We start from the raw sequence: 21,466 nt of genomic DNA, 5'->3' as shown, positions 1-21,466 counted from the left end.
CCCATCACCAGCCCCCGCCCGAGACGCACTTGCGCCGCCCCTCCCGCTCGCTGTCCGGCAGGATGCCCCGCTCCAGCATGGACACGAACGCGCCGTCCCCCACGACGACGTGGTCCAACAGCTTCACTCCCAAGATGCCCGCCGCCCGCGCCAGGTGCTCCGTGAGCCCCACGTCCTGGACGCTGGGCTCCGGGTCTCCGGAAGGGTGGTTGTGCGCGAACACGATGGCCGTGGACCGCGAGGAGAGCACCGCCGCGAACACCTCCCTTGGGTCCACCGGGCACGCGCTCAGCGTCCCTTCCGCCACCCGCGCGTCATGCACCAGCACGTTGCGCGGGTTGAAGCACAGCACGTGGAACACCTCGCGCCGGAGCGCGCCCAGCGTGGGTGCCAGGTACGCGTGCACCTCCTTCGGATTTCGCAGCCGGGGCCGCTTCTCCGGAGAGCGCTGCGCGCGCCGTCCCAGCTCCAGCGCCGCCAGGAGCCGGGACGTGCGGGCCGGCCCCACGCCCCGCCGCGCGCACAAGACGCGCGGATCCTCCTGCACCAGCGCCTTGAGCCCGTCCCTCGCCACTCCGTCCGCCGCGTCCCCCAGCCCCTCCGCCCACAGGAGTCCCAACAACTCCAGGTCGGTGAGGGCCTCCGCGCCTAGCCGGAAGAGTCGCTCGCGCGCATCCCCCAGGCCCGCGCCTCGCGCCCTCACCGACCTGCCACCCGTGGCTTCCCCTTCGCCCGACTCCGCCCACGCCTCTCCACCCTGTTCCATCCCGCCTCCGTCCACGCGACGGCGGGCTTGAGCAAGGCCTGTGCCCTTCTGGGTCCACTCCGGGACGCCAGGGCAGGGCCCGTCCAGCGGCGCGTGAAGAGGCCCGGTGGCGGGACGGACAGCGATGCTCCACTCGCCCTCCTGGCGTGCGAGGAGCCGAGAAGCGCTGGGGCTGCTGGCTAGAAGCGGGAGATGGCGAAGAAGCCCTTGATCTTGTCGTTCGTCTCGCGGAGCCGCTCGCTCAGCGTGCGGACGAACGTCCACAGGAGGACGTAGGCCAGGTCCTTGTCCGTGAACATCAGCTGGTCCAGCTTCGCGCGCTCGATGACCCACACCGTGCAGGAGGTGTGGGCAATGGCGTCCGCGGAGCGGGGCGAATCCTCGATGACCGCCATCTCCCCGAAATACTGACCGGGTTCGAGGATGGCCAGCGCCTCTTCCCCGATGCCCGGCACGGATTTGGAAATGCGCACCTTGCCGTCGGCGAGGATGAACATGTCCTGGCCGGTGTCACCTTCGCGGAATAGGAAGTCTCCGGCCGTGTGGGTCCGGGACTGGGCAATCCGGGCGACCTTGGCGAGCTGGCCCTGGGTCAATCCCTCGAAGAGCGCAACCTTCTTGAGGACAGCGGCATCCATGGGGTCCAGGTTCGTATCATGGCCAGGAAGGCGGTGTCTGTTACCGTCCGGGCCCGTCAACGTATGAGCGCAGGAGGCGACGTGTCGCAGGACAAGATCCAGAAGGTCACCATCATCGGCTCGGGCCCGGCGGGCTACACCGCCGCCATCTACGCGGCGCGCGCCAACCTGGAGCCCGTGGTGTTCGCCGGCGGCCCCACGCTGGAGCACCCGCAGCGCGTCCCGGGCGGCCAGCTGATGGTCACCACCGACGTGGAGAACTACCCCGGCTTCCCGGAGGCCATCACCGGTCCGGAGCTGATGGAGCGCTTCCAGAAGCAGGCGGAGCGCTTTGGCACCGTCATCCACATGGAGAACGTCACCAAGGTGGACTTCTCCAAGCGGCCCTTCCTGCTGGAGAGCGAGAGCGGCATCCAGGTGCGCTCGGAGACGGTCATCGTCTCCACGGGCGCCACCGCCAAGTGGCTGGGCGTCAAGGGCGAGGACACCTACAAGAACCGCGGCGTGTCCGCGTGCGCCACCTGTGACGGCGCCTTCTTCAAGAAGCAGGACGTGCTGGTGGTGGGCGGCGGCGACACGGCCATGGAAGAGGCCACGTACCTGGCGAAGATCGTCAACCACGTCACCCTCGTCCACCGCCGCGACTCGCTGCGCGCGTCCAAGGTGATGCAGGAGCGCGCGCTCAACAACCCGAAGATCTCCTTCCTGTGGAACTCCGCCGTGGAGGAGGTGGTGGGCGACGGCAAGGGCATGACGGGCGCCGTCGTTCGCAACCTCAAGACGGGCGACAGCCAGTTGGTGAACGCGCACGGCCTGTTCGTCGCTATCGGGCACACGCCGAACACGGAGCTGTTCCAGGGCATCCTGGAGACGCACCAGGGCGGCTACCTGAAGACGATTCCGGGCACCACGCGCACCAACATCGAAGGCGTCTTCGCCTGCGGCGACGTGCAGGACAGCTACTACCGCCAGGCCATCACCGCGGCGGGCACGGGCTGCATGGCCGCCATCGACGCGGAGCGCTGGCTCATCGAGCACGGCGAGTAGCCCGTCCTCCCTTCCTTTCCGTCCTGAGCGAGACGACACGCGCATGAGCACGAAACAGAAAACGGTGGCGGTGCACGCGGGCTCCCGGCTCACCGGGAGCAAGGCCGTGCCCGTCATGCCGCCCATCTTCCCGGCGGCGGTGAACTGGTTCGACAGCAGCGACGACCTGTCCGACGCGCTGGACGGAAAGGACTACGCCTACGCCCGCATCAGCGCGCCCAACGCGGCGCTGCTGGAGGAGGCGGTGGCGGCATTGGAAGGCGCGGAGGCCTGCGTCGCCTACGCCAGTGGCATGGCCGCGCTGCGCTCGCTCTTCGACGCGCAGCCGTGGAAGGCTGGCGACGTGCTGGTGATGCCCACGGATGGCTACGGCGTCACGCGGGCGCTCTACAAGAACCTGTGCGCCCGCTGGGGCGTGGAGCTGCGCCCGCTCGACCAGACGTCTCCGGAAGCGCCCGCGCGCATCCGCGAGTGGCGCCCGCGCCTGGTGTTGGCGGAGAGCATCTCCAACCCGCTCCTGCGCGTGCCGGACATCCGCGCGCTCGCGCAGGCCTGCAAGGACGCGGGCGCGGTGTTCGCGGTGGACGCGACGTTCCCGTCGCCCTTCGGCCAGCGCGCGCTGGAGCTGGGCGCGGACTACGCGGTGCAGTCCACCAGCAAGTGGCTCAACGGCCACAGCGACGCGCTGGGGGGCACGGTGAGTGGTTCCAAGGCGCGCATCGACCCGCTGCGGTCGGCGCGCATCCTGTCCGGCGACGTGCTGGGCCCCTTCGAGGCGTGGCTCACGCTGCGCGGCCTGCGCACGCTGCCCGTCCGCATGAAGGCCCACAACGAACACGCCGCCCACGTGGCGAAGCGGCTTTCGGATTCGCCGCTGCTGGAGCGGGTCATCTACCCGGGCCTCTCTTCCCACCCGGACCACGCGGTGGCGGCGCGGGTGCTGGAGGGTGGCTTCGGGCCCATGGTGGCGTTCGAGATCAAGGGCGCGGGGCAGAAGGAAGGGGACCGGTTCCTGGAGGCGCTTCGCGTGGCGAAGCCCGGCCCTTCGCTGGGTGACGTGGGCACGCTGGTGATGCACGCGGCCAGCGCCAGCGCGCGCCGGATGACGCCCGAGGAGCGCGCCCAGGCGGGCATCCGCGACAGCCTCATCCGCGTGTCCGTGGGGTTGGAAGACCCGGACGACGTGGCGGACGACCTGCTCGCCGCGGTGGCGAAGGGGGCCGGCCGGTGAAGATGGTGGACGTCGGCGACAAGCCGAAGACGGACCGCGTGGCGGTGGCCACCGCGCGCCTGCGCATGCTGCCCGCGACGCGTGAGCGCATCCTCGCGGGGCAGGTGGAGAAGGGGGATGTGCTCGCGGCGGCGCGGCTCGCCGGCATCATGGCCGCCAAGCGCACCCCGGACTTCGTGCCCCTGTGCCATCCCATCGCGCTCGCGGGCGTGGACGTGACGCTCACGCCCGTGGACGAAGGGCTGGAGGTCCGCGTGCGGGTGAAGACGGTGGACCGCACGGGCGTGGAGATGGAGGCGCTCACGGCCGCGTGCGCGGCGGCGCTCACCGTCTATGACATGTGCAAGAGCGTGGACCGCGGCATGGTCATCGAAGCGGTGCAGCTGGACCACAAGTCCGGCGGACGCTCCGGCACCTGGGAGCGCGAGCAGGCCTAGCGCTTCGCTTCCGCGCGCAGCCGCTCCAGGAAGAAGGCCACCACCGCCAGCGAGTGCGTGATGTGGCCTTCCAGGATGAGCCGGGGCAGGTCCGCGCGCGGGTACAGCTCCACGGCGATGTCCTCGCCGTCATCCAGGTCCCCATCGCTCACGCGCTCGCAGTCCAGCGCCAGGTACGTGTGGCAGCGGTTGGTCTGGAAGGCCGGGTTGGGGTGCACGACGCCCAGCGGCTCCAGTCTGCCAGCGCGGTAGCCCGTCTCCTCTTCCAGCTCGCGCGCGGCGGCCGTGGCCGGGTCCTCGCCCGGGTCGATGACGCCGCCGGGTGCCTCCAGCGTCGCCGCCTCGATGCCGCAGCGGAACTGGCGCACCATCACCAGTTCATCCTGCTTCGTCACCGCGACGACGGTCACCCAGTCCGCGCACTCCATGTGCACGCGGGGGTGTTCCCGGTTCGTGCGCGGATCCATCACCACGTCCTCGCGCACCTTCACCACCGTGAAGTCGTGCTCCAGTCCCCGGCGCAGACGCGGCCAGGGCTTCACTTGAGACTTGGGCGACTCGGGCGTGGACGACATGCGACGGATTCCCTTTCTTCAGTTGAGCAGTTCGGCGCGCTCGCGCAGCTCCCGGGCGGACAGCTCCAGGCGCTCGCGGTCCGGCGCGTCCGGGGACAGCTCCAGGCAGCGCTCCACGTCCTTGAGCGCCGCGCGGAAGGCGCCCAGCGTGGAGAGCAGCGACGCGCGGGTGCGCAGTTCACCCGGGTGGTCCGGGGCCAACAGCAGCAGCAGGTCCACCACCGCCAGCCCCTGCTGGCTGTCGTCACGCCCCAGGTACACGCGGCGCAGGTTGGACAGCATGCGGTACGCGATGAGCTCCACCGGCGCGGGCGCGAGCATGGCCCGGTCGAACTTGAGCTGCGGCGCCACGCGCTTGAGCAGCTCCTCGCAGCCGTGCTCCGTGAGGATGTCGCCGTGGTGGAAGGGGTCCATCACCAGCTTGTGGTCGCCCGCGTCGCACGCCACCAGGAAGTGGCCGGGGAAGGGGACGCCGTACAGCGAGATGCCCGCGCGGCGTGCCACCTCCAGATAGAGCACGGACAGGGTTATCGGCAGCCCCACCTTCCGCTCCAGCACCCGGTCCAGGAAGCTGTTGTCCGGGGAGTGGTAGTCGTCCTCGTTGCCCCGGAAGCCTTCGATGTCCGCGAGCACGTGGCGCAGGGCGCGCAGGGGGGCCAGGGCCTCGCCCTTCTCGCGCAGGCGCTCCGTCTCCACCTGCACCCGCGCGGCGAGCGCATCCAGCGTCCTGAGACACGCCGGAGCATCCAGGTCCTCATGGCCCAACGTCGCGATGGCCAGGGCCGCCAGGTCCAGCCGCGGGGGTTCCGCGGCGAGGGAAGACACCAACCGCTCACGCGCCAGCGGAGGGCCGAAACCAGAGGAAAAGCTCACGGTGCGCACCAGTAACCCACGGATGCTCCTCACGGCAAAAGCAGGCAGCCGAGCATCAGGCTCCCGGCGGTGTCGCGGGCAGCCGACCCTTGATTTCCGCACGCAGGGCCATTTGGGCTGAAATCAGTCCCGCCAGGATGCCGTCCTCGAACTCGAAGGTCGGGTGCTCCTTCAGCTCCGGGAAGTCGTGCGGGTTGCGCAGCTCCTCCGGCCCGATGTTGGGCACCGCCTCGCGCGCCAGCTTGAGCACCTTCGCCTGTTGCTGGGCAATCATCCGCTCGTAGAGGGGGGAGGCCAGGGCCAGCAACGCGTTCGCCGTCTCTTCCGTCATGGTGTGTGTGCCTCTAGCCTCACTCTTGGGCGATGTCCCACTTCATCCGCCGGTAGGTGTAACGGAAGGACTCGGCGTTCGCTTCGACGGCGTCCCCCGGGCCCTCTCGCCCGTCCAGGAAGGCGACGAAGTCGAACTGCCGGTTGGGCTGGCCGTACTCGGCGTCGAACACGCGCACGATTTCGTTCGCCGGCAGCGTCCTGCGACCCGCGACGCTCACCAGGGGGATGTCCAGGCCCTTCATGTCCTTCGACGGGGCGTAGGACTTCCACACCAGCTCCGTGCACACCAGCGACTGGTCGGAGAAGAAGTCGAAGTTGAAGTCGTACGGCCGGCCCTGGAAGGTGAAGGCGCGCAGGATGGCGCGGGCCTTGTCCACCTGGGACAGCCGGGGCCGCAGCACGCCCAGGTAGTCCACGTGCATGCCGTGCTCCACGCCGGTGAAGCTCACGCCCTCGCTGATGGACTCGATGATGCGCAACGGATCCCCGTGCGCGTCCTTGCCGGTGTACTCGGCCCACTTGGCGGGGAGGGCCTTCGCCAGGTGTGCGGTGAACGTCTCCGGGCGGCCGGGCAGGGTGGCCACCCAGGTCTTCACCTCCGGATCCGCGTCGAACGTCTGTGAGAGCTCCTGCGCGGTGCCCACGTACAGCTCCGCGTGCGGCCAGAAGCCCGGCAGCCCGATGTTGGACAGGAACCAGTTCTGCCTCGCGACCATCACGTCGCCCGGGGCCATGCGCGGCAGCAGCGACAGCACCTGCTCCCGGGAGATGAGCGGCTTGCCGGAGCGGTGCACGCGCGTGTCGCCCATCCACTCCGCCACGGTCTTCTGCACCGGGAACACCGCCCTCGCGGTGGTGTCCTGGGTGAGGTCCGCGGCGGCCTTGGCGAAGAGCACTGGGCCGCGCTTCAAGAGGCGTGAGCGGGCCGCCTTGCTGTCCTGCCGCATGGTCTGGAAGAGCGCGGGGACGCCGGGCTCGTTCAGCACGCCGGCCTTCGCCAGCACCGGGTGCAGCGTGGCGCGGTAGCCGTCGCCCGTGAAGAGCTGCGTGCTGGTGCCCACGTGGACGACCTTCTCCTTGAAGCGGCTGAAGGCGCGCGAGGGCAGGCCGTACTCGGGGCCGGGCTCGTTCAGCAACACCTCCAGCTGCGCCTGGCCTCCGGTGAGGTCCGCGAAGGCCATCCCCTGCGCCAGCTCCGACGCGAGCGCGGCGTGGGTGAGGAGGAAGCCCCAGGCGTGCTTCTTCGGCTGGGTGAGGGCGGGCACCTTGAGGAAGTCCCAGTACCGCTGACGCACCACCTCCGTGGAGATGAAGCAGTCGAAGAAGGCGGCCCAGGTGGACACCAGGAGCTGCTTCTCGTCCGGGGTGTACGGCACGTCCTTGCCGCGCTGGTACAGCGCCTTGGAGCGGAAGGCCTCCTCCTTGAGCCGGCGCAGCCCCTCGGTTCCCTGGCGAAGCGTCTCCAGGTCTCGGCGGGCCTGGGCCATGAAGGCGGCGTCGTCCAGCGCGTAGACGTCGCGCGGGGCCGTGTTGGCGACCGTGGCGGGGGCAGGGGACGTCGGTTCGGCGGGGGGGCTGGCGAGCGTGAGCCAGGCGGCGAGCAGGGAGGCTGCGGACATCAGGGAGGACACTCCGGCGGGCGTTGGCGCGGGGGGACTCTACTCCGAAGCGGGCGCGGACAAGACGGCCGGTCCCCCGCTTGCCCGGCGTCGTAGGAGGTGTCGGGCGGCAGGGTGGCCCGGGGCGGGCGTCATCCCCACGTTGAGGCATGGATGGTCGCCTGGGGCATGGACGCTCCGGGCGCAAGAAAGGTGGAAGGCACGATGGCTTACGGAAAGGCTGAGGATCCCGCGCGCTCCATCACCCCGCATCTGGATGGGGTGGAGTACCCGGCGACGCGCGAGGAACTCGTCGAGGCCGCCGCGGACAGCGAGGCCCCGGTCGACATCATCAACATCCTCAAGTCCCTGCCGCAGGAGGAGTACATGTTGCGCGACCACGTGCTGCGCGACCTGGCGGAGGCCGAGCGCCGCTTCGCGATGAACGGCCTGAAGGACGACGATGGCGTGGACCGCGACCGGCGCAACATCGGCCGCGACCGCATCGAGGGTGCCTCCGAGGGCGAGACGCGCCACCCCTAGTGTCGCCCACGCGCTGACACTTCACGCAAGGACGTTGCAAGACGCTCGCGGGCGCCCTGGCTTTCTGCCAGCGTTCGCGAGCGCATGCGTACGGGCCTCTTGTGGAGCTGTCTGCTGCTGTCGCTGGCCGCCGGGTGCACGTCCCGGTATCCGCCGCTCAACCCCGCGCCGGGGCTGCCGCCGCCGGTGCGTCTGGACTTCAAGCCGCCCGTGGATCGCCTCCTCACCGAATCCGTGCGCGCCACCCGCACCCTCCAGCGCGAGGGTCGGCCGGAAGTGCGCGACGAGGCGGCCTTCACCACCGAGACGCGCTTCACCCCCTCCGACGGCGGCTGGCGCGTGGCCCAATCCATGCGCACCCCGCGCCAGGTGCATGACGGGCACGACGTGCCGTCCGTGTCCGGCGCCGTGCTGGAGCGCTTCACGCTGCGCATGCAGCTGGCGGCGGACGGCACCTTCGTGAAGCTGGTGGGCCCGGAGGCCGCGCAGGAGGCGCTGCGGCAGGTGGCGCCCGAAGGCACCGGTGTGCCGGAGGTGGAGCGCTTCTTCAACCCGGAAGCGCTGGAGATCCGCACGCGCCGCGAGTGGGAGGCGAAGTACGCGGGGCTGCTCCAACGCAACCTGGTGGAGGGGCAGCGCACCTGGGCGGTGGACTCCGTGGACGTGAATGGCGAGGAGCGGGCCTTCCTGCTGGAGCGCACGGTGGAGGGCACCCGGCTCACGACGTTCGGCGACGCGGTGGTGCTGACGCTGAAGTGCCTGGACGCGCTGCCTCCCAATGCCCCGGCGGAGCTGAAGGCCGCGTGGGCGGAGGCCGGTTCGCCCGCGCTTTCGAAGGGCGTGACGTGTGAAGGCGAGCAGGTGGTGACGTGGGCCCGGTTCATCCCGGTGCGCCGCCTGCTGAAGGTGAAGGCGGTGGGGGCGGGCGGCACGTTGACGCTCACCACCGAGTCCCAGGCGGAAGAGCTCCAGGAGGAAGGGCCATGAGCCACGACGAGTACCTCATCGAGGATGACGCGGGTGTGAAGCGCGTGGTGCAGGAATCCATGCGCGTGGCGGTGCTGGGCATCAAGACGGAGGACCACTCCGCCCAGCCCGCGTACTACGTGCCGGAGTACCTGGCGAAGGCGGGCGTGGACGTGGTGCCGGTGCCCGTCTACTACCCGGACGCGAAGGTGATCCTGGGCAAGCCGGTGTACCGGAAGCTTACGGACATCCCGGGCGACATCGACCTGGTGGACGTGTTCCGCAGGCCCGGTGACATCGACCAGCACGTGGACGACATCATCGCGAAGAAGCCCAAGGCGGTGTGGTTCCAGTCCGGCATCCGCAACGACGCCGCGGCGAAGAAGCTGGCCGCCGCCGGCATCCGCGTGGTGCAGGACCGCTGCCTGATGGTGGACCACCGCCGCTACAGCGGGCGCTGACGGCTGGAAAGACAACGGCCCTCCGCACCCCGAAGGGCACGGAGGGCCGCGTGGCCGCACGTGGAGGTCGGCGGCCTTTGTCAGCTTTAGAAGTTGCCGGAGATGACCTTGGGCAGGGCCTTCTGCAGGTCCGGCAGCGGGCCAATCTTCCGGGTGTCGTTGGCCTGCGCCGTGCCGTTGTTGACGAACAGGCCGCGCATCTGCGCGGACGTCAGCAGCCGGCCGTTGGCCTTCGCCACGCCCTGGGCGCTGACGGCGGCGCCCACGACGATGGGCGACGCGCTGGAGGTGCCGCTGAAGGTGGACGTGTAGTACTGGTCCTCGCCGTAGGCGCTGCCGAAGCGGTCGCCGTAGCCGGTGGTGACGACCTGCTCACCCCAGGCGTGCACGTTCACGCGCTGACCGAAGTTGGTCCAGCACATGGGCACGCGCGTGGTGGCGGTGCTTGCGCCCACCAGGATGGCGCCCGAGTCACGCGTGGCCGGGTTGAACCGGCCGCCGTAGGCCGCCGCGTCCAGGTTCGCGCTGCCGTTGCCCGCCGCCTCCACCACGACGACGCCGTTGGCGGTGGCGGTGCGGATGGCGTCGTAGTTGTCCTGCCAGTACTCCATCGCGATGTAGTTGCACTGGGACGTGTTGCACGTGCAGGCCGTGCCGTCCGCGGGGCCGCCCGCGTGCAGCTCAATCAGGATGACGCCGCCCGCGCCCACCGCCGCAGCCGCGTTGGTGATGGCGCTCGCGCTGCTCTGCGCGCCAATGGCCTCCACGCCCGGCGACGCCGCGCTGGCGATGCCCGTCACGCCGTAAGCGTTGTTCGCGCCGACGATTTCACCGAGCACCGCGGTGCCGTGGTTGCGCCAGCCCAGGTCGTTGTACTGCGTGCCGCCCACGCGGAAGAACGTGGGGAAGTCCTCGTGCGTGGTGCGCCAGCCACCCTCGATGTCCACGATCTTCACGTTGGTGCCCCGGCCGCCCGTCTGCGTCCACGCGTAGGTCGCGTTGATGCCGGAGGGCGCCGCGTTGAGATAGCCCTGGTTGGCCTGGTACAGCGGCGTGGTGGGCGGCAGGTCCGCCGCGGACAGCAGCGTGCGCAGCCCCGCCTCCATGGCGAAGTTCACCATCGCCGGCTCCGGGGGCGTCGCCGCGTAGGCCGTCTCCACGCTTCCGACGCGGTTGAGCGCCGCCACCAGGTCCGCCACGGTGTCCGCGGTGGTGCCGGGCAAGAGCGGTACTTCGAAGTACAGGTTCAGGTCCGCCAGCTGCTCGCCGCTCGTCTTCTCACCGGACAGCTTGCTCGCGTCCAGCGCGGCCTCTTCCGCCTGGAACACCCGCTCCAGCACACCGATGCGCGGCGCGCGCTCCAACAGCGCCACCACCTCCGCCAGGTCCGCGTCCACGCGCGCGGAGTCCAGGCGCAGGCCGGACAGCAGCTCACGCTCGCCCGCGCTGCGCTCGGAGGACAGGGCGCGCAGCGCGTTGTCGCGCAGGCGCACGTGGCTGCCCTCGTGGAACTTCACCACCAGCCGCTCCACGAACGTGCCCGCGGGCAGCTCCCGCCCCGTGGGCTTCGCCATCAGCGCGCGCGGCGCCAGCGAGGGGGCGGCGCCAGCAGCGGGGGCCAACGCCAGCAGGGACACAGCCATGACCGCGCCGCGCAGGGGGCGCTGGGACAGCGTCGACTTCAGCATGGACTTCCTCCGGGATGGACAGCATCCCCACCATGCCACGCCGGTCTGTCATTCAAATCTGACTATTCTGTTATTTCTATCCTGGTGGTTTATTCGGCCCTCATTGAACCGGGCGGGCGTGCGAAGGCGCTCAGGTGGTTCCCTCGAAGGGGACCGGGGGCCGGGCCAGGGCGCGCTCCGCGGACAGCCGGGCCTGATCCAGCGCGTCGAAGCCGCGCTCCAGCGTGGAGGGTGTCACCGGCGGCAGGTTGGAGACGACGACATAGACGGGCACGTTGCGCGTCTGGAGCACGGTGAGCTGGAGGCGGAAGTGGTCTCGCCGGAGCGCGGCGGATCCGGCGGCCAGGCCTTGCGGATAGGCCATGGGGCCGCCCACCACCTTGCCCGTCCGGCTGGGCAGGAAGTGCACGAGGATGGCGTCCAGGTCCTTGCCAATGGCGCTCTCCTGCAGCGACAGCGCGGGCGCCTTGTCCACGAGCCCGCCGTCCCAGAACAGCTGGCCGTCCAGCGGCACCGCGCGGAAGAGGCCCGGGTACGCGCAGGTGGCGTGGACGCGCGGGGCCAGCTCCCCGGTGGTGAACACCTGGTGCGAGCCGTGGGTGAGGTTGGCCGCGGTGAGCAGCAGCGGGTGCGGCAGGTCCTCGAAGGTGGACACCGGCAGCGTGTCCTCCAGCAGGCGCCGGAAGCGCTCGCCCTTGAGCAGGCCCGTGAAGCCGTGCCCCCGGGACGCCACGTTCAGCACCGCGCCAATGGGGTCCGGGTCCCAGAAGTTGGCCCGCGTCTGGCGCAGCACCAGCTCCTCCAGCGCCGTCATGGGCATGCCCGCCGCCGCGTACGCCGCCACCATCCCGCCCGAGGACGTGCCCGCGTAGGCGTGCGGCTTCAGTCCGGAGGCGTGCAGCCCCTTCAGGAAGCCCGCGTGGCCATAGAAGCCGAAGTAGCCCGCGGAGAGGACCAGCCCGAACCGCTTGCCTTCGAGCAGGGAGTGCAGCGTGGAAGAGGGAGCCATTCCGGATTTTTACGGGATGGGTGTGCCTCAAGGCAACGCAATGCGTTGGCGGGGCCATTGTGGTTGGGGGCCAGCATCGATATATGTTGATGGCTCGATATGGACGTCCTCTCTCAATCCTTCCGTGTCCTGGGGGACACGACGCGGCTGCGCATCCTGCGGTTGGTGGCGCAGGCGCCGCTGAACGTGACGGAGCTCGTGTCGCTGGTGGGGGTGGCCCAGTCCTCGGTGTCGCACCACCTGTCGAAGCTGAAGGGGCTGGGGCTCATCCGCGAGGAGCGGCAGGCGGGCTTCACCTACTACTCGCTGGCGCTGGAGTCGGATGACTCGCGCTGGCCGCTCGTCCGGCTGGCGCGCGAGGCGGAGGACGCGGCGGGAGACTCCGCGCGGCTCAACGACCTGCTGCGCGCGAGGGAGGACCGGCAGGCGCTCAACGAGCGGCTGTTGGAGCCCGGCCAGTCGTGGTTCCTCTGGGCGGGCGCGCTGGCGTCGCTGCTGCCGCCGCTGGACGTGGCGGACTTCGGCTGTGGCACGGGCGTGTTCAGCCGGGCCATGGCGCGGTGGGCGCGGCACGTGTGGGCCATCGACCAGAGTGAAGATGCGCTGTCCCAGGCTCGAACTCTGGCCCTCCGTGACGAACTGAAGAACATCACGTTCCTGCGCGAGGACCTGCACCGGCTCTCCCTGTCCGGTGGGCGCATGGACCTGGTGGTGATTTCGCAGAGCCTGCACCACGTGGAGGCTCCGGCGGCGGTGGTGGCGGAGGCCGCGCGGCTGCTCAAGCCGGGCGGCCGGCTGGTGGTGCTGGAGCTGATGCCGCACGAAGAGAAGTGGGTGCTGGAGCGGTTGGGTCACCGGCACCTGGGCTTTTCGCCCGAAGTCCTGGAAGCGGCCCTTCGCGAGGCCGGCTTCACGTCGTTCACCCGCGAGACGCACGCGCGCGACGGGGCCAGCCCCTTCCGCGTCTTCCTGCTGACCGGAGTCAAACCGTCATGACGAGCCACATCGCCCACCCCCTGCCGCTTCCCCCCGGGGAGCACGGCCAGCGCGTGGAAGCGCTCAAGGCCGCGATGCGTGAGCGCATCCTCGTGCTGGACGGCGCCATGGGCACGCTCCTGCAGGGGCACACGCTGGTGGCGGCGGACTTCGGCGGCGCGGAGTACGAGGGCTGCAACGAGCACCTGGTCCTCACCCGCCCGGACGTCATCGAGGGCATCCACGCGAAGTACTTCGCCGCGGGCGCGGACGTGACGGAGACGGACAGCTTCGGCGGCACGCCGGTGGTGCTGGCGGAGTTCGAGCTGGGCCACAAGGCGATGGAGATCAACATCGCCGCGTCCCGCCTGGCGCTCAACGCCGCCAAGGCCGCGGAGGCGAAGGACGGCCGGATGCGCTGGGTGGCGGGCTCCATCGGTCCCACCACCAAGGCCATCAGCGTCACGGGCGGCATCACCTTCGAGGAGTTGGTGGACAACTTCGCCGTGCAGGCCGAAGGGCTCGCGGTGGGTGGCTCCGACTACCTGCTGGTGGAGACGGCGCAGGACACGCGCAACGTGAAGGCGGCGTTGCTGGGAATCGACCGGGCGTTCAAGAAGCTGGGCTGGGCGGTGCCGGTGGCGGTGTCCGGCACCATCGAGCCCATGGGCACGATGCTCGCGGGCCAGTCCGTGGAGAGCCTGGCCACGTCGCTGGAGCACACGGAGCTGCTGTACCTGGGGCTCAACTGCGCCACGGGTCCGGACTTCATGACGGACCACATCCGCTCGCTGTCCGCCATGAGCCTGTTCCCGGTGTCGTGCGTGCCCAACGCGGGCCTGCCGGACGAGAACGGCCAGTACCTGGAGTCGCCGGAGATGATTGCCCGGTCGCTCCGGCGCTTCTGTGACAGCGGTTGGATCAACGTGGTGGGCGGCTGTTGCGGCACGCACGCGGGCCACATCGAGGCGCTCGCCGCCGCGGTGAAGGGCCTCAAGCCGCGCACGGAAGTGCCGAAGCCGCGCTCGTCGCTGTCCGGCGTGGACTACCTGGAGGTGACGGACGAGCAGCGCCCCATCATCGTGGGCGAGCGCACCAACGTCATCGGCAGCAAGAAGTTCAAGGAACTCATCGTCGCGGGCCAGTTCGACGACGCGTCGGAGATTGCTCGCGCCCAGGTGCGGCGGGCGGCGCAGGTCATCGACATCTGCCTGGCGAACCCGGACCGGGACGAGCTGGAGGACATGCGCCACTTCCTGGAGGTGGTGGTCAAGAAGGTGCGCGTGCCGCTGATGATCGACTCGACGGACGAGAAGGTCATCGCCATGGCGCTCACGTACTGCCAGGGCAAGGCCATCATCAACTCCGTCAACCTGGAGGACGGCGAGGAGCGCTTCGAGAAGGTCGTCCCCCTGGCGAAGGCGTTCGGCGCGGCGCTGGTGGTGGGCTGCATCGACGAGGTGGGCATGGCCGTCACGCGCGACCGCAAGCTCGCCGTGGCCGAGCGCAGCTTCGAGCTGCTCACCCAGAAGTACGGCATGCGCCCGGAGGACCTGTACTTCGACCCGCTGGTGTTCCCCTGCGCCTCCGGTGACGCGCAGTACACCGGCAGCGGCGTGGAGACGATTGAGGGCGTGCGCCTCATCAAGCAGCGCTTCCCGCAGTGCCGCACGGTGCTGGGCATCAGCAACGTGTCCTTCGGTCTGCCCACCGCGGGCCGCGAGGTGTTGAACTCCGTGTTCCTGTACCACTGCGTGCAGGCGGGCCTGGACATGGCGCTCGTCAACTCGGAGAAGCTGGAGCGCTACCCGTCGCTGCCGGAGGAGGAGCGGAAGCTCTCCGAGGACCTCCTCTACAACCGGAGCGCGGATCCGGTGACGCCCTTCGCGGCGCACTTCCGCGAGCGCAAGCCCGCGCGCGCCCAGGTGAGCAGCCTTCCGCTGTTCGAGCGGCTCCAGCGCTACATCATCGAAGGCACGCGCGACGGGCTGACGGCGGACCTGGACCTGGCGATGAAGGAGATGCCTCCGCTGGAGATCATCAACGGGCCGCTGATGAAGGGCATGGACGAGGTGGGCCGCCTCTTCGGCGCCAACGAGCTCATCGTCGCGGAGGTGCTCCAGAGCGCGGAGTCCATGAAGGCGGCGGTGAGCCACCTGGAGCCGCACATGAGCCAGACCCAGGCGGCGTCGCGCGGGAAGATCGTCCTCGCGACGGTGAAGGGGGACGTGCACGACATCGGCAAGAACCTGGTGGAGATCATCCTCGCCAACAACGGCTTCCAGGTGGTGAACCTGGGCATCAAGGTCCCGCCCGAGCAGCTGGTGCTGGCGGTGAAGGAACACCGGCCGGACATCCTGGGCCTGTCCGGCCTGCTGGTGAAGAGCGCGCACCAGATGGTGGCCACCGCGGAGGACCTGAAGCGCGCGGGCGTGGAGACGCCCATCCTGGTGGGCGGCGCCGCGCTCAGCCGCAACTTCGTGGACCGCAACATCGCCCCGGCCTACGGCGGCGGCACCGTGGCCTACGCGCAGGACGCGATGAACGGCCTGGAGCTGGCGAAGCAGATCGTGGAGCCGGGCGCGCACGCGAAGCTGCGGGATGACCTGGCCGCGCGGCGGTTGAAGCTGGCGCAGGAGGCGAAGGACCGTCCCGCTCCCGCGGCCCCGGTGCGCCGCTCGCGCAGCGCGGAGGTGGCGGTGCTGGACTCGGTGCCGCCCGCGCCGGACTTCGCTCGGCACGTGCTCACCAACACGCCGTTGGACCACATCTGGAAGTTCATCAACCCGGTGATGCTCTACGGCCGTCACCTGGGCCTGCGCACGTCGTCGCGTGCGCTAGGCACGCCGGCGGAAGCGGAGCTGGCGAAGACGGAAGAGGGCCGCAAGGCGCTGGCGCTGAAGGAGGCGGTGGAGGAGCTGAAGACGCTCTTGCGCGGCGGAGCTATGCATGCGCGCTCGGTGTTCCAGTTCTTCAAGGCGGCCAGCGACGGCGACCGCGTGCTGCTCTTCGACGGCACGACCGGCGAACCGGTGACGTCCTTCGACTTCCCCCGGCAGGACAAGGACAACGGCCTGTGCCTGGCGGACTACGTGAAGCCGCTGGAGAACGGCAAGCCGGTGGACGCGCTCTCGCTGTTCGTCACCACCGCGGGCTCGGGCATCCGCGAGCTGTCCGAAGGCTTCAAGGCCAAGGGCGAGTTCCTCAAGATGCACGCGGTGCAGGCGCTGGCGCTGGAGACCGCGGAGGGCTACGCGGAGCTCCTGCACACGCAGCTGCGCAGCATGTGGGGCTTCCCGGACCGCGCGGACAGGACGATGCTGGAGCGCTTCCGCGCGGAGTACACCGGCAAGCGCTACTCGTTCGGCTACCCGGCGTGCCCTCGCCTGGAGGACCAGACGAAGCTGTTCGCCGCGCTCAAGCCGGAGGAGATCGGCGTGCAGCTCACCGACGGCTGCATGATGGAGCCCGAGGCGAGCGTGTCCGCCATCGTCTTCCACCACCCGGGCGCCACGTACTTCTCGGTGACTTGATGCGTCGCGGGCGCGAAGGCCGGGCCCGGGCGACGCGGAAGGGATAGATTGCCCCCATGCCTTCGCCCACCATCCGTCGCGCCGTCCAGCTCCTGCCCGCGTGTGCCACGACGGGCATCGGCAGCCTGCCGCACACCCAGGTGGAACTGGGTCTGCAGGCCGCGCTCGCCATGGACATCCCGTTCCTGCCGCAGCTGCCGGTGGGCCATCCGTCCGAGCTGATGATCCCCGCCGCGCTGGAGGGCCTGCCGGGCCTGCGCTTCGACGAGGACGGCGTCTGCACGGTGGACGTGGACGGGTGGAACGCGGGGCGCGAGGCCTTCGAGAAGCGGCTGGAGGCAGCGCTCGCCTCTGGGAACCTGGAGTCCTTCGAGCCCACGGCGGACGCGTGCCGCGCGTGGAAGCCGTTCCTCTGGGAGGTGGAGCATCGCAAGCTGGCGTTCGCGAAGGCGCAGCTGTCCGGCCCCTTCACGGTGCGCTCCGTGGTGCGCACCGCGACGGGTGAGCCGGTGCTGGCGGTGCCGGGCCTGGACGCGGCGCTGTACCGGCTGGTGATGGTACGCGCGCTGGCCATGGTGCGCGCCCTCAAGCGCACGGGCACCACGCCCCTGTTCTACCTGGACGAGCCGGGCCTCTACGCCTACGTGCGGATGAACCCGCAGCACCTGTTGGCGCAGCAGGAGCTGCGGCTCTTGGTGGTGGCGCTGCAGCGCGAGGGCGCGCTCGTGGGCATCCACTGCTGCGGCAACACGGACTGGGGCGTGCTGCTGGACGCGCAGGCGGACCTGGTGTCGCTGGACGTGCGGCTGTCGCTGGACGCGATGTTGGAGGAGACGGACGCGCTGAAGCGCTTCCTGGACTCCGGCGCCACGCTGAGCCTGGGCGTCATCCCCACGGACCTGGCGTCCACGTATTCGGTGGAGGAGCTGTCGGACTCGGTGGAGGCGTCGTTGAAGGCGGCGCTGCCCAACGACATCGGCTTCGCGCGCGCGCTGTCCACGGTGCTGCTGACGCCCGCGTGCGGGCTGGCGATGCGCTCGGTGATGGACGCCGAGCGCATCCTGGAGGAGCTGAAGCAGGCCCAGCGCCGGCTGAAGCGCGCGTTGGAGTCCGAGCGCCCGTCCCTCCAGGGGATGCCGCCCGCGCACTGACTCGCGGGCGGCCCTGGCGGCTGACTACTGCCGGCCGAGCCGCAGCTCGCGTTCAGCCTGATGCCAGTCATGCTCGGGGTTGCCGTGCGTGCCGCCCCGGGCCTGGAAGATTTCGTAGGCACGGCGGGCAATCTGCTCCTGCGTGAGCGCGGCGGTCTTGCTCGTGGGCGCGCTCGCCGTGGCCACCGGCTTCTTGTCCTCGGTCCGCTCCGGCGCGGCCTTGGGGGCCGGGTTCGGTTGCGACTTCTGCGCGTTCTGACGGGCCATGGGGCTTCCTCCTGGAAAAGGCGGCCTGAAGCTTCGGACGCGCTCCTGCATCACGGAAGAGACCCAAGTCGTGTGGGGTTGCCGGAGCGACACCTCAGGTCGCGAAGTGTTGAGGGACCAACGGGCCATTCCGCGCGGAAAATCCATCAGCGGAATAGGCCCGGACGTGCGGTCCTGGAGCTGAAGGCCACCAGGCGCTTCAGCGCCCGGCCGCCTTCCGGGCAGGGCGGCCCGCCGTCTTCTTCTTCGCGGGCGCGGTGTCGTCTCCCAACACTCCGTGCCCCAACGCCGCGTCGAGCGCGCGCTGCATCGCGGTGCTCATGCCCAGCGCCTCCGCCTCCTGCGGCGTGCACCAGCGCAGCTCCTGGAACGCGGTGGACTTCGTGGGGCGCTTGTCGCCCGTCACGCGCAACAGCCGCAGCGTGAGGTCGCGATGGGTGAGCTGCCGGCGCACGCTGTCCATCGTGCCCACCAGCGTGAGCGGCGCGCCCAGTGCTGTCGCCAGCCGCTCCGTCGCCTCCGCTTCGGACGTGTCCTCCTCCACCTCCACGGCGGGCAGCTCCCACAGTCCGCCGAAGAGGCCCTTGTCCGCGCGACGCGCGAAGAGGAGCGTGCCCGTGTGCGGCCACACGGCCAGCGCCAGGAACAGCTTGCGGGGCGCGGCGCGCACCTTGGCCGGAGGCAGCTCGTCCACGCGGCCCTTCTTGAACGCGATGCACCCGTCGCGCACGGGGCACAGCAGGCACAGCGGTGACTCCGGCCGGCACACCGTGGCGCCGTGCTCCATCAGCGCCTGGTTGAAGTCTCCGGGCCGCTCACCCTTCACCAGCGCGGAGGCCAGCGCCCAGAGCGTGGCCTCGCGGTCGCGGTCCCCGGGCAGGCCTTCCACCTCGAAGAGGCGCGACAGCACGCGGGCCACGTTGCCGTCCACGATGGGCGCTTCCTCTCCAAAGGCGATGGAGGCCACGGCCCCGGAGGTGTAGCGGCCGAAGCCGGGCAGGGAGAGCAGCTCCTCCGCCTTGGACGGGAGCTTCGCGCCGAAGCGCTCCACCACCTCCTGCGCGGCCCGGTGCAGGTTGCGCGCGCGCGAGTAGTAGCCCAGCCCCTTCCACCCGGAGAGCACGTCGTCCAGGGGCGCGGAGGCCAGGGCCTTCACAGTGGGAAAGCGCGCGAGGAAACGCTCCCAGTACGGGATGACCGTGGACACCTGCGTCTGCTGGAGCATGACCTCGCTGAGCCAGATGGCGTACGGGTCGCGCGTGCGGCGCCAGGGCAGGTCGCGCTTGTTCCGGTCGTACCAGGAGAGCAGCGGGCCGTGGAGGGCGGCGTGGCGTTCAGGGGAGACGGGGGTGGGGAGTGCCCCGGTGTCGGTGCGCTTGCGTGGGCTCATGTGATTCTTCGCGGGGGCGGCGCGGCACCATACCCGTACGGTCGGGTGCACCCTTCGTTTTTACCGACGGCATGGGGCGGTTGTCCGGCCGCCCGTCCCTCTTCTGGCGGGGCGGGCGATCGTCTATAGGATGCCCGCGTCCATGGCCCGTCCTCCCATCACCAACGACTTCTCCTGGTCCAAGAGCCGCCACGAGAAGTTCTCCGAGTGTCTCCGGGCCTACTACCTCTACTACTACCGCTCCTGGGGCGGCTGGGAGGCGGAGGCGGCCAAGGACGTGCGCGAGCTCTACGTCCTCAAGAAGCTGCACAACCGCTACACCTGGGCGGGCAGCATCGTGCACGAGGCACTCAAGGACGTGCTGCTGGACTGGCGCGCCGGCCGTGACGTGGACCCCGCGAAGGTGGAGGCGCGCACGCACAAGCTGATGCAGGACGACTTCCGGCACTCGCGCTCCAAGGCCTACTGGACGCAGAAGTACCGCAAGCCCTTCACCGGCCTTTCAGAGCACGAGTACGGGGAGGACATCCCCAACGAGTCCTGGAAGCAGAACTTCGAAACGGTGCGCTCCGCGCTCGCGTGGTTCTTCCAGTCGCGCTGGCCCACGGTGGCCAAGGGGCTCAAGCCCGCGCAGTGGCTGGAGGTGGACGCGGGCTTCGACTTCGCCCACTTCGTCATGGACGGGGTGAAGACCTTCGCCATCCCGGACTTCGCCTACGTGGACGCCGAAGGCTCCGTCGTCGTCGTGGACTGGAAGACGGGCCGCTCGCGCGAGGGCTACGACGAACAGGTGCTGGGCTACGCGCTCTACATCGCGCAGCGCTACCGCTACCCGCTGGAGAAGGTGCGCGCGTCGCTCGTGTACCTCAATGAGGGCCTGGAGCACGACGTGACGGTGGACCCGTCCGCCATGGACTCCTTCCGCCAGCACTTCGCCCGGAGCGTGGAGGGGATGCGCGCGCTGCTCAAGGACACCGCCACCAACACGCCGAAGGAACCGGACGCCTTCCCGCAGACGGGGAACCTGGACGCCTGCGCCCGCTGCGTCTTCCGCCGTCCGTGCGGCCGGGAGCCCGCGGTGACGCAGGCCCGGCCTCGCGTGGCCTGAAGCGCGCTACCGCGTTGAAGCGAGCCGGCGCACCACCACACCCGCGGCGTTCATGCCGAAGGCGGAGGTGACGAACGCCACGCTGCCGTCAATCTGCGTGCGGTGGTCGCAGGTGTGGAACTCGTTGTCCTGCGGGCAGACGCACAGGAAGCCGTCGGTCGCGTCGTCGTAGTTGAGCGGCACCGGCTGCCGGCGCGTCTCGATGGAGTACACGGCAGTGATGCCCGTGTGGCGCTCCGTCTCCACGCCGTACTTGCGCTTGAGCAGCTTGCGGATGTCCTTGGCGAAGGGGTCCATGTGCGTCTCGCTCAGGTCCTCCACGCGGATGGCCGTGGGGTCCAGGCGTCCCGCCGCGCCCATGGAGCTGACCACCGGCAGGCCCAGCGTCACGCACCGGTGCAGCAGGTGCAGCTTCGCCTTCACGTTGTCGATGGCGTCCACCACGAAGTCGTAGCGGCCCGCGGGCAGCAGCGTCTCCGCCAGCTCCTCGCGGTAGAACTCGCGCAGGGCCTCCACCTTCGCCTGCGGGTTGATCTCCTGGCAGCGCTGGGCCATCAGCTCCGCCTTCGACTTGCCCACCGACTTCACCGTCGCGTGCAGCTGGCGGTTGGTGTTGGTGACGCACACGTCGTCGTGGTCCACCAGCGTGAGGCGGCCCACGCCGCTGCGCACCAGGCCCTCCGCTGTGAAGCTGCCCACGCCGCCCAGGCCGAACACCACCACGTGCGCGTTGGCCAGCCGCTCCATGGCGTTGTCGCCCAACAGGCGCGCCGTGCGGTCGAAGCGGCGCGACAGCTTGAAGGGCTTCGCCAGCGACGCTTCCGGCGCGACAGCGTTCAAAGCGGCCGGGGAGGCGGGGGGAGCCTCGGTCTCGGCG

At 70.1% G+C, this 21,466-nt stretch carries 21 protein-coding genes; 10 read left to right on the top strand and 11 right to left on the bottom strand.

The features are described from left to right. Positions 1-4 precede the first annotated feature (4 nt). Positions 5-766 carry a DNA repair protein RadC gene (gene radC, locus D7X99_RS37530; RefSeq protein WP_121781946.1) on the bottom strand — a complete coding sequence of 254 codons (762 nt, stop codon included), beginning with the start codon at positions 764-766 and terminating at the stop codon, positions 5-7. 179 nt (positions 767-945) lie between these two features. Beyond that, complete coding sequence (locus D7X99_RS37525; RefSeq protein ID WP_120600360.1) at positions 946-1,404, bottom strand: cyclic nucleotide-binding domain-containing protein; 459 nt, start codon at positions 1,402-1,404, stop codon at positions 946-948. 81 nt (positions 1,405-1,485) lie between these two features. Between D7X99_RS37525 and trxB the strand changes: the two genes are divergently transcribed. Genes trxB through moaC form a run of 3 tightly spaced genes read left to right on the top strand, consistent with a single transcriptional unit; the run spans position 1,486 to position 4,119 of the window. After that, positions 1,486-2,451 (top strand): thioredoxin-disulfide reductase, encoded by a 966-nt coding sequence (gene trxB, locus D7X99_RS37520; protein ID WP_121781948.1) that lies wholly within the window; start codon positions 1,486-1,488, stop codon positions 2,449-2,451. 43 nt (positions 2,452-2,494) lie between these two features. Beyond that, on the top strand, positions 2,495-3,682 hold the full coding sequence (locus D7X99_RS37515; protein WP_121781945.1) for a PLP-dependent aspartate aminotransferase family protein: 1,188 nt from the start codon (positions 2,495-2,497) through the stop codon (positions 3,680-3,682). Next, on the top strand, positions 3,679-4,119 hold the full coding sequence (gene moaC, locus D7X99_RS37510; protein WP_120598091.1) for a cyclic pyranopterin monophosphate synthase MoaC: 441 nt from the start codon (positions 3,679-3,681) through the stop codon (positions 4,117-4,119). Before D7X99_RS37515 ends, moaC begins: the two co-directional genes overlap by 4 nt. Here the strand turns inward: moaC and D7X99_RS37505 are convergent. From D7X99_RS37505 to D7X99_RS37490, 4 genes are all read right to left on the bottom strand, one after another. Further along, the gene (locus D7X99_RS37505) at positions 4,116-4,694 is read right to left on the bottom strand and encodes an NUDIX hydrolase (RefSeq protein WP_120577008.1); all 579 of its coding nucleotides are present in this window, start codon (positions 4,692-4,694) and stop codon (positions 4,116-4,118) included. The genes moaC and D7X99_RS37505 overlap by 4 nt on opposite strands. Before the next feature lie 18 nt (positions 4,695-4,712). Continuing rightward, the gene (locus D7X99_RS37500) at positions 4,713-5,537 is read right to left on the bottom strand and encodes a SirB1 family protein (protein ID WP_121781947.1); all 825 of its coding nucleotides are present in this window, start codon (positions 5,535-5,537) and stop codon (positions 4,713-4,715) included. Between the two features lie 85 nt (positions 5,538-5,622). Further along, complete coding sequence (locus D7X99_RS37495) at positions 5,623-5,898, bottom strand: hypothetical protein (RefSeq protein WP_121781944.1); 276 nt, start codon at positions 5,896-5,898, stop codon at positions 5,623-5,625. Between the two features lie 19 nt (positions 5,899-5,917). Next, positions 5,918-7,519 (bottom strand): YiiX/YebB-like N1pC/P60 family cysteine hydrolase, encoded by a 1,602-nt coding sequence (locus D7X99_RS37490; protein WP_121781943.1) that lies wholly within the window; start codon positions 7,517-7,519, stop codon positions 5,918-5,920. Between the two features lie 204 nt (positions 7,520-7,723). Between D7X99_RS37490 and D7X99_RS37485 the strand changes: the two genes are divergently transcribed. From D7X99_RS37485 to D7X99_RS37475, 3 genes are all read left to right on the top strand, one after another. Then, positions 7,724-8,041: a DUF2795 domain-containing protein gene (locus D7X99_RS37485; RefSeq protein ID WP_120577011.1), complete on the top strand. Its 318-nt coding sequence runs from the start codon at positions 7,724-7,726 to the stop codon at positions 8,039-8,041. An 84-nt stretch (positions 8,042-8,125) separates the two neighbouring features. Beyond that, complete coding sequence (locus D7X99_RS37480; RefSeq protein ID WP_121781942.1) at positions 8,126-9,028, top strand: hypothetical protein; 903 nt, start codon at positions 8,126-8,128, stop codon at positions 9,026-9,028. After that, complete coding sequence (locus D7X99_RS37475; RefSeq protein WP_121781941.1) at positions 9,025-9,468, top strand: CoA-binding protein; 444 nt, start codon at positions 9,025-9,027, stop codon at positions 9,466-9,468. Before D7X99_RS37480 ends, D7X99_RS37475 begins: the two co-directional genes overlap by 4 nt. 86 nt (positions 9,469-9,554) lie before the next feature. Here the strand turns inward: D7X99_RS37475 and D7X99_RS37470 are convergent, their stop codons facing one another. Both D7X99_RS37470 and D7X99_RS37465 read right to left on the bottom strand, forming a co-directional pair. Then, on the bottom strand, positions 9,555-11,156 hold the full coding sequence (locus D7X99_RS37470; protein WP_121781940.1) for a S8 family peptidase: 1,602 nt from the start codon (positions 11,154-11,156) through the stop codon (positions 9,555-9,557). Between the two features lie 130 nt (positions 11,157-11,286). Next, positions 11,287-12,165: a patatin-like phospholipase family protein gene (locus tag D7X99_RS37465; RefSeq protein WP_121781939.1), complete on the bottom strand. Its 879-nt coding sequence runs from the start codon at positions 12,163-12,165 to the stop codon at positions 11,287-11,289. A gap of 99 nt (positions 12,166-12,264) precedes the next feature. Here D7X99_RS37465 and D7X99_RS37460 point away from each other — a divergent pair, with 99 nt between their 5' ends. The 3 genes from D7X99_RS37460 to D7X99_RS37450 are packed head-to-tail and all read left to right on the top strand — an operon-like array spanning position 12,265 to position 17,824. Next, positions 12,265-13,161 (top strand): metalloregulator ArsR/SmtB family transcription factor, encoded by an 897-nt coding sequence (locus D7X99_RS37460; protein WP_121781938.1) that lies wholly within the window; start codon positions 12,265-12,267, stop codon positions 13,159-13,161. Further along, positions 13,158-16,673, top strand: coding sequence for a methionine synthase (gene metH, locus D7X99_RS37455; protein WP_121781937.1), 3,516 nt, complete (start codon positions 13,158-13,160; stop codon positions 16,671-16,673). The genes D7X99_RS37460 and metH overlap by 4 nt, the downstream gene beginning before the upstream one ends. Positions 16,674-16,729: 56 nt before the next feature. Next, on the top strand, positions 16,730-17,824 hold the full coding sequence (locus D7X99_RS37450; protein WP_120577018.1) for a hypothetical protein: 1,095 nt from the start codon (positions 16,730-16,732) through the stop codon (positions 17,822-17,824). A 24-nt stretch (positions 17,825-17,848) separates the two neighbouring features. Here the strand turns inward: D7X99_RS37450 and D7X99_RS37445 are convergent, their stop codons facing one another. Both D7X99_RS37445 and mutY read right to left on the bottom strand, forming a co-directional pair. Continuing rightward, positions 17,849-18,091 (bottom strand): DUF2934 domain-containing protein, encoded by a 243-nt coding sequence (locus D7X99_RS37445; RefSeq protein WP_120598101.1) that lies wholly within the window; start codon positions 18,089-18,091, stop codon positions 17,849-17,851. A gap of 199 nt (positions 18,092-18,290) precedes the next feature. Next, the gene (mutY, locus tag D7X99_RS37440) at positions 18,291-19,481 is read right to left on the bottom strand and encodes an A/G-specific adenine glycosylase (protein WP_121781936.1); all 1,191 of its coding nucleotides are present in this window, start codon (positions 19,479-19,481) and stop codon (positions 18,291-18,293) included. 130 nt (positions 19,482-19,611) lie between these two features. On the opposite strand from mutY, the gene D7X99_RS37435 reads away from it, so the two are divergent. Then, complete coding sequence (locus tag D7X99_RS37435; protein ID WP_121755164.1) at positions 19,612-20,589, top strand: PD-(D/E)XK nuclease family protein; 978 nt, start codon at positions 19,612-19,614, stop codon at positions 20,587-20,589. A gap of 6 nt (positions 20,590-20,595) precedes the next feature. Here the strand turns inward: D7X99_RS37435 and D7X99_RS37430 are convergent, their stop codons facing one another. After that, on the bottom strand, positions 20,596-21,429 hold the full coding sequence (locus tag D7X99_RS37430) for a ThiF family adenylyltransferase (RefSeq protein ID WP_121755163.1): 834 nt from the start codon (positions 21,427-21,429) through the stop codon (positions 20,596-20,598). Positions 21,430-21,466 lie beyond the last annotated feature (37 nt).

The sequence above is a fragment of the Corallococcus sp. AB032C genome, from assembly GCF_003668935.1.
GTDB lineage: Bacteria > Myxococcota > Myxococcia > Myxococcales > Myxococcaceae > Corallococcus > Corallococcus exiguus.
The sequence above is the reverse complement of the archived record's forward strand: the minus strand, read 5'-3'. Positions and strand labels throughout refer to the sequence as shown.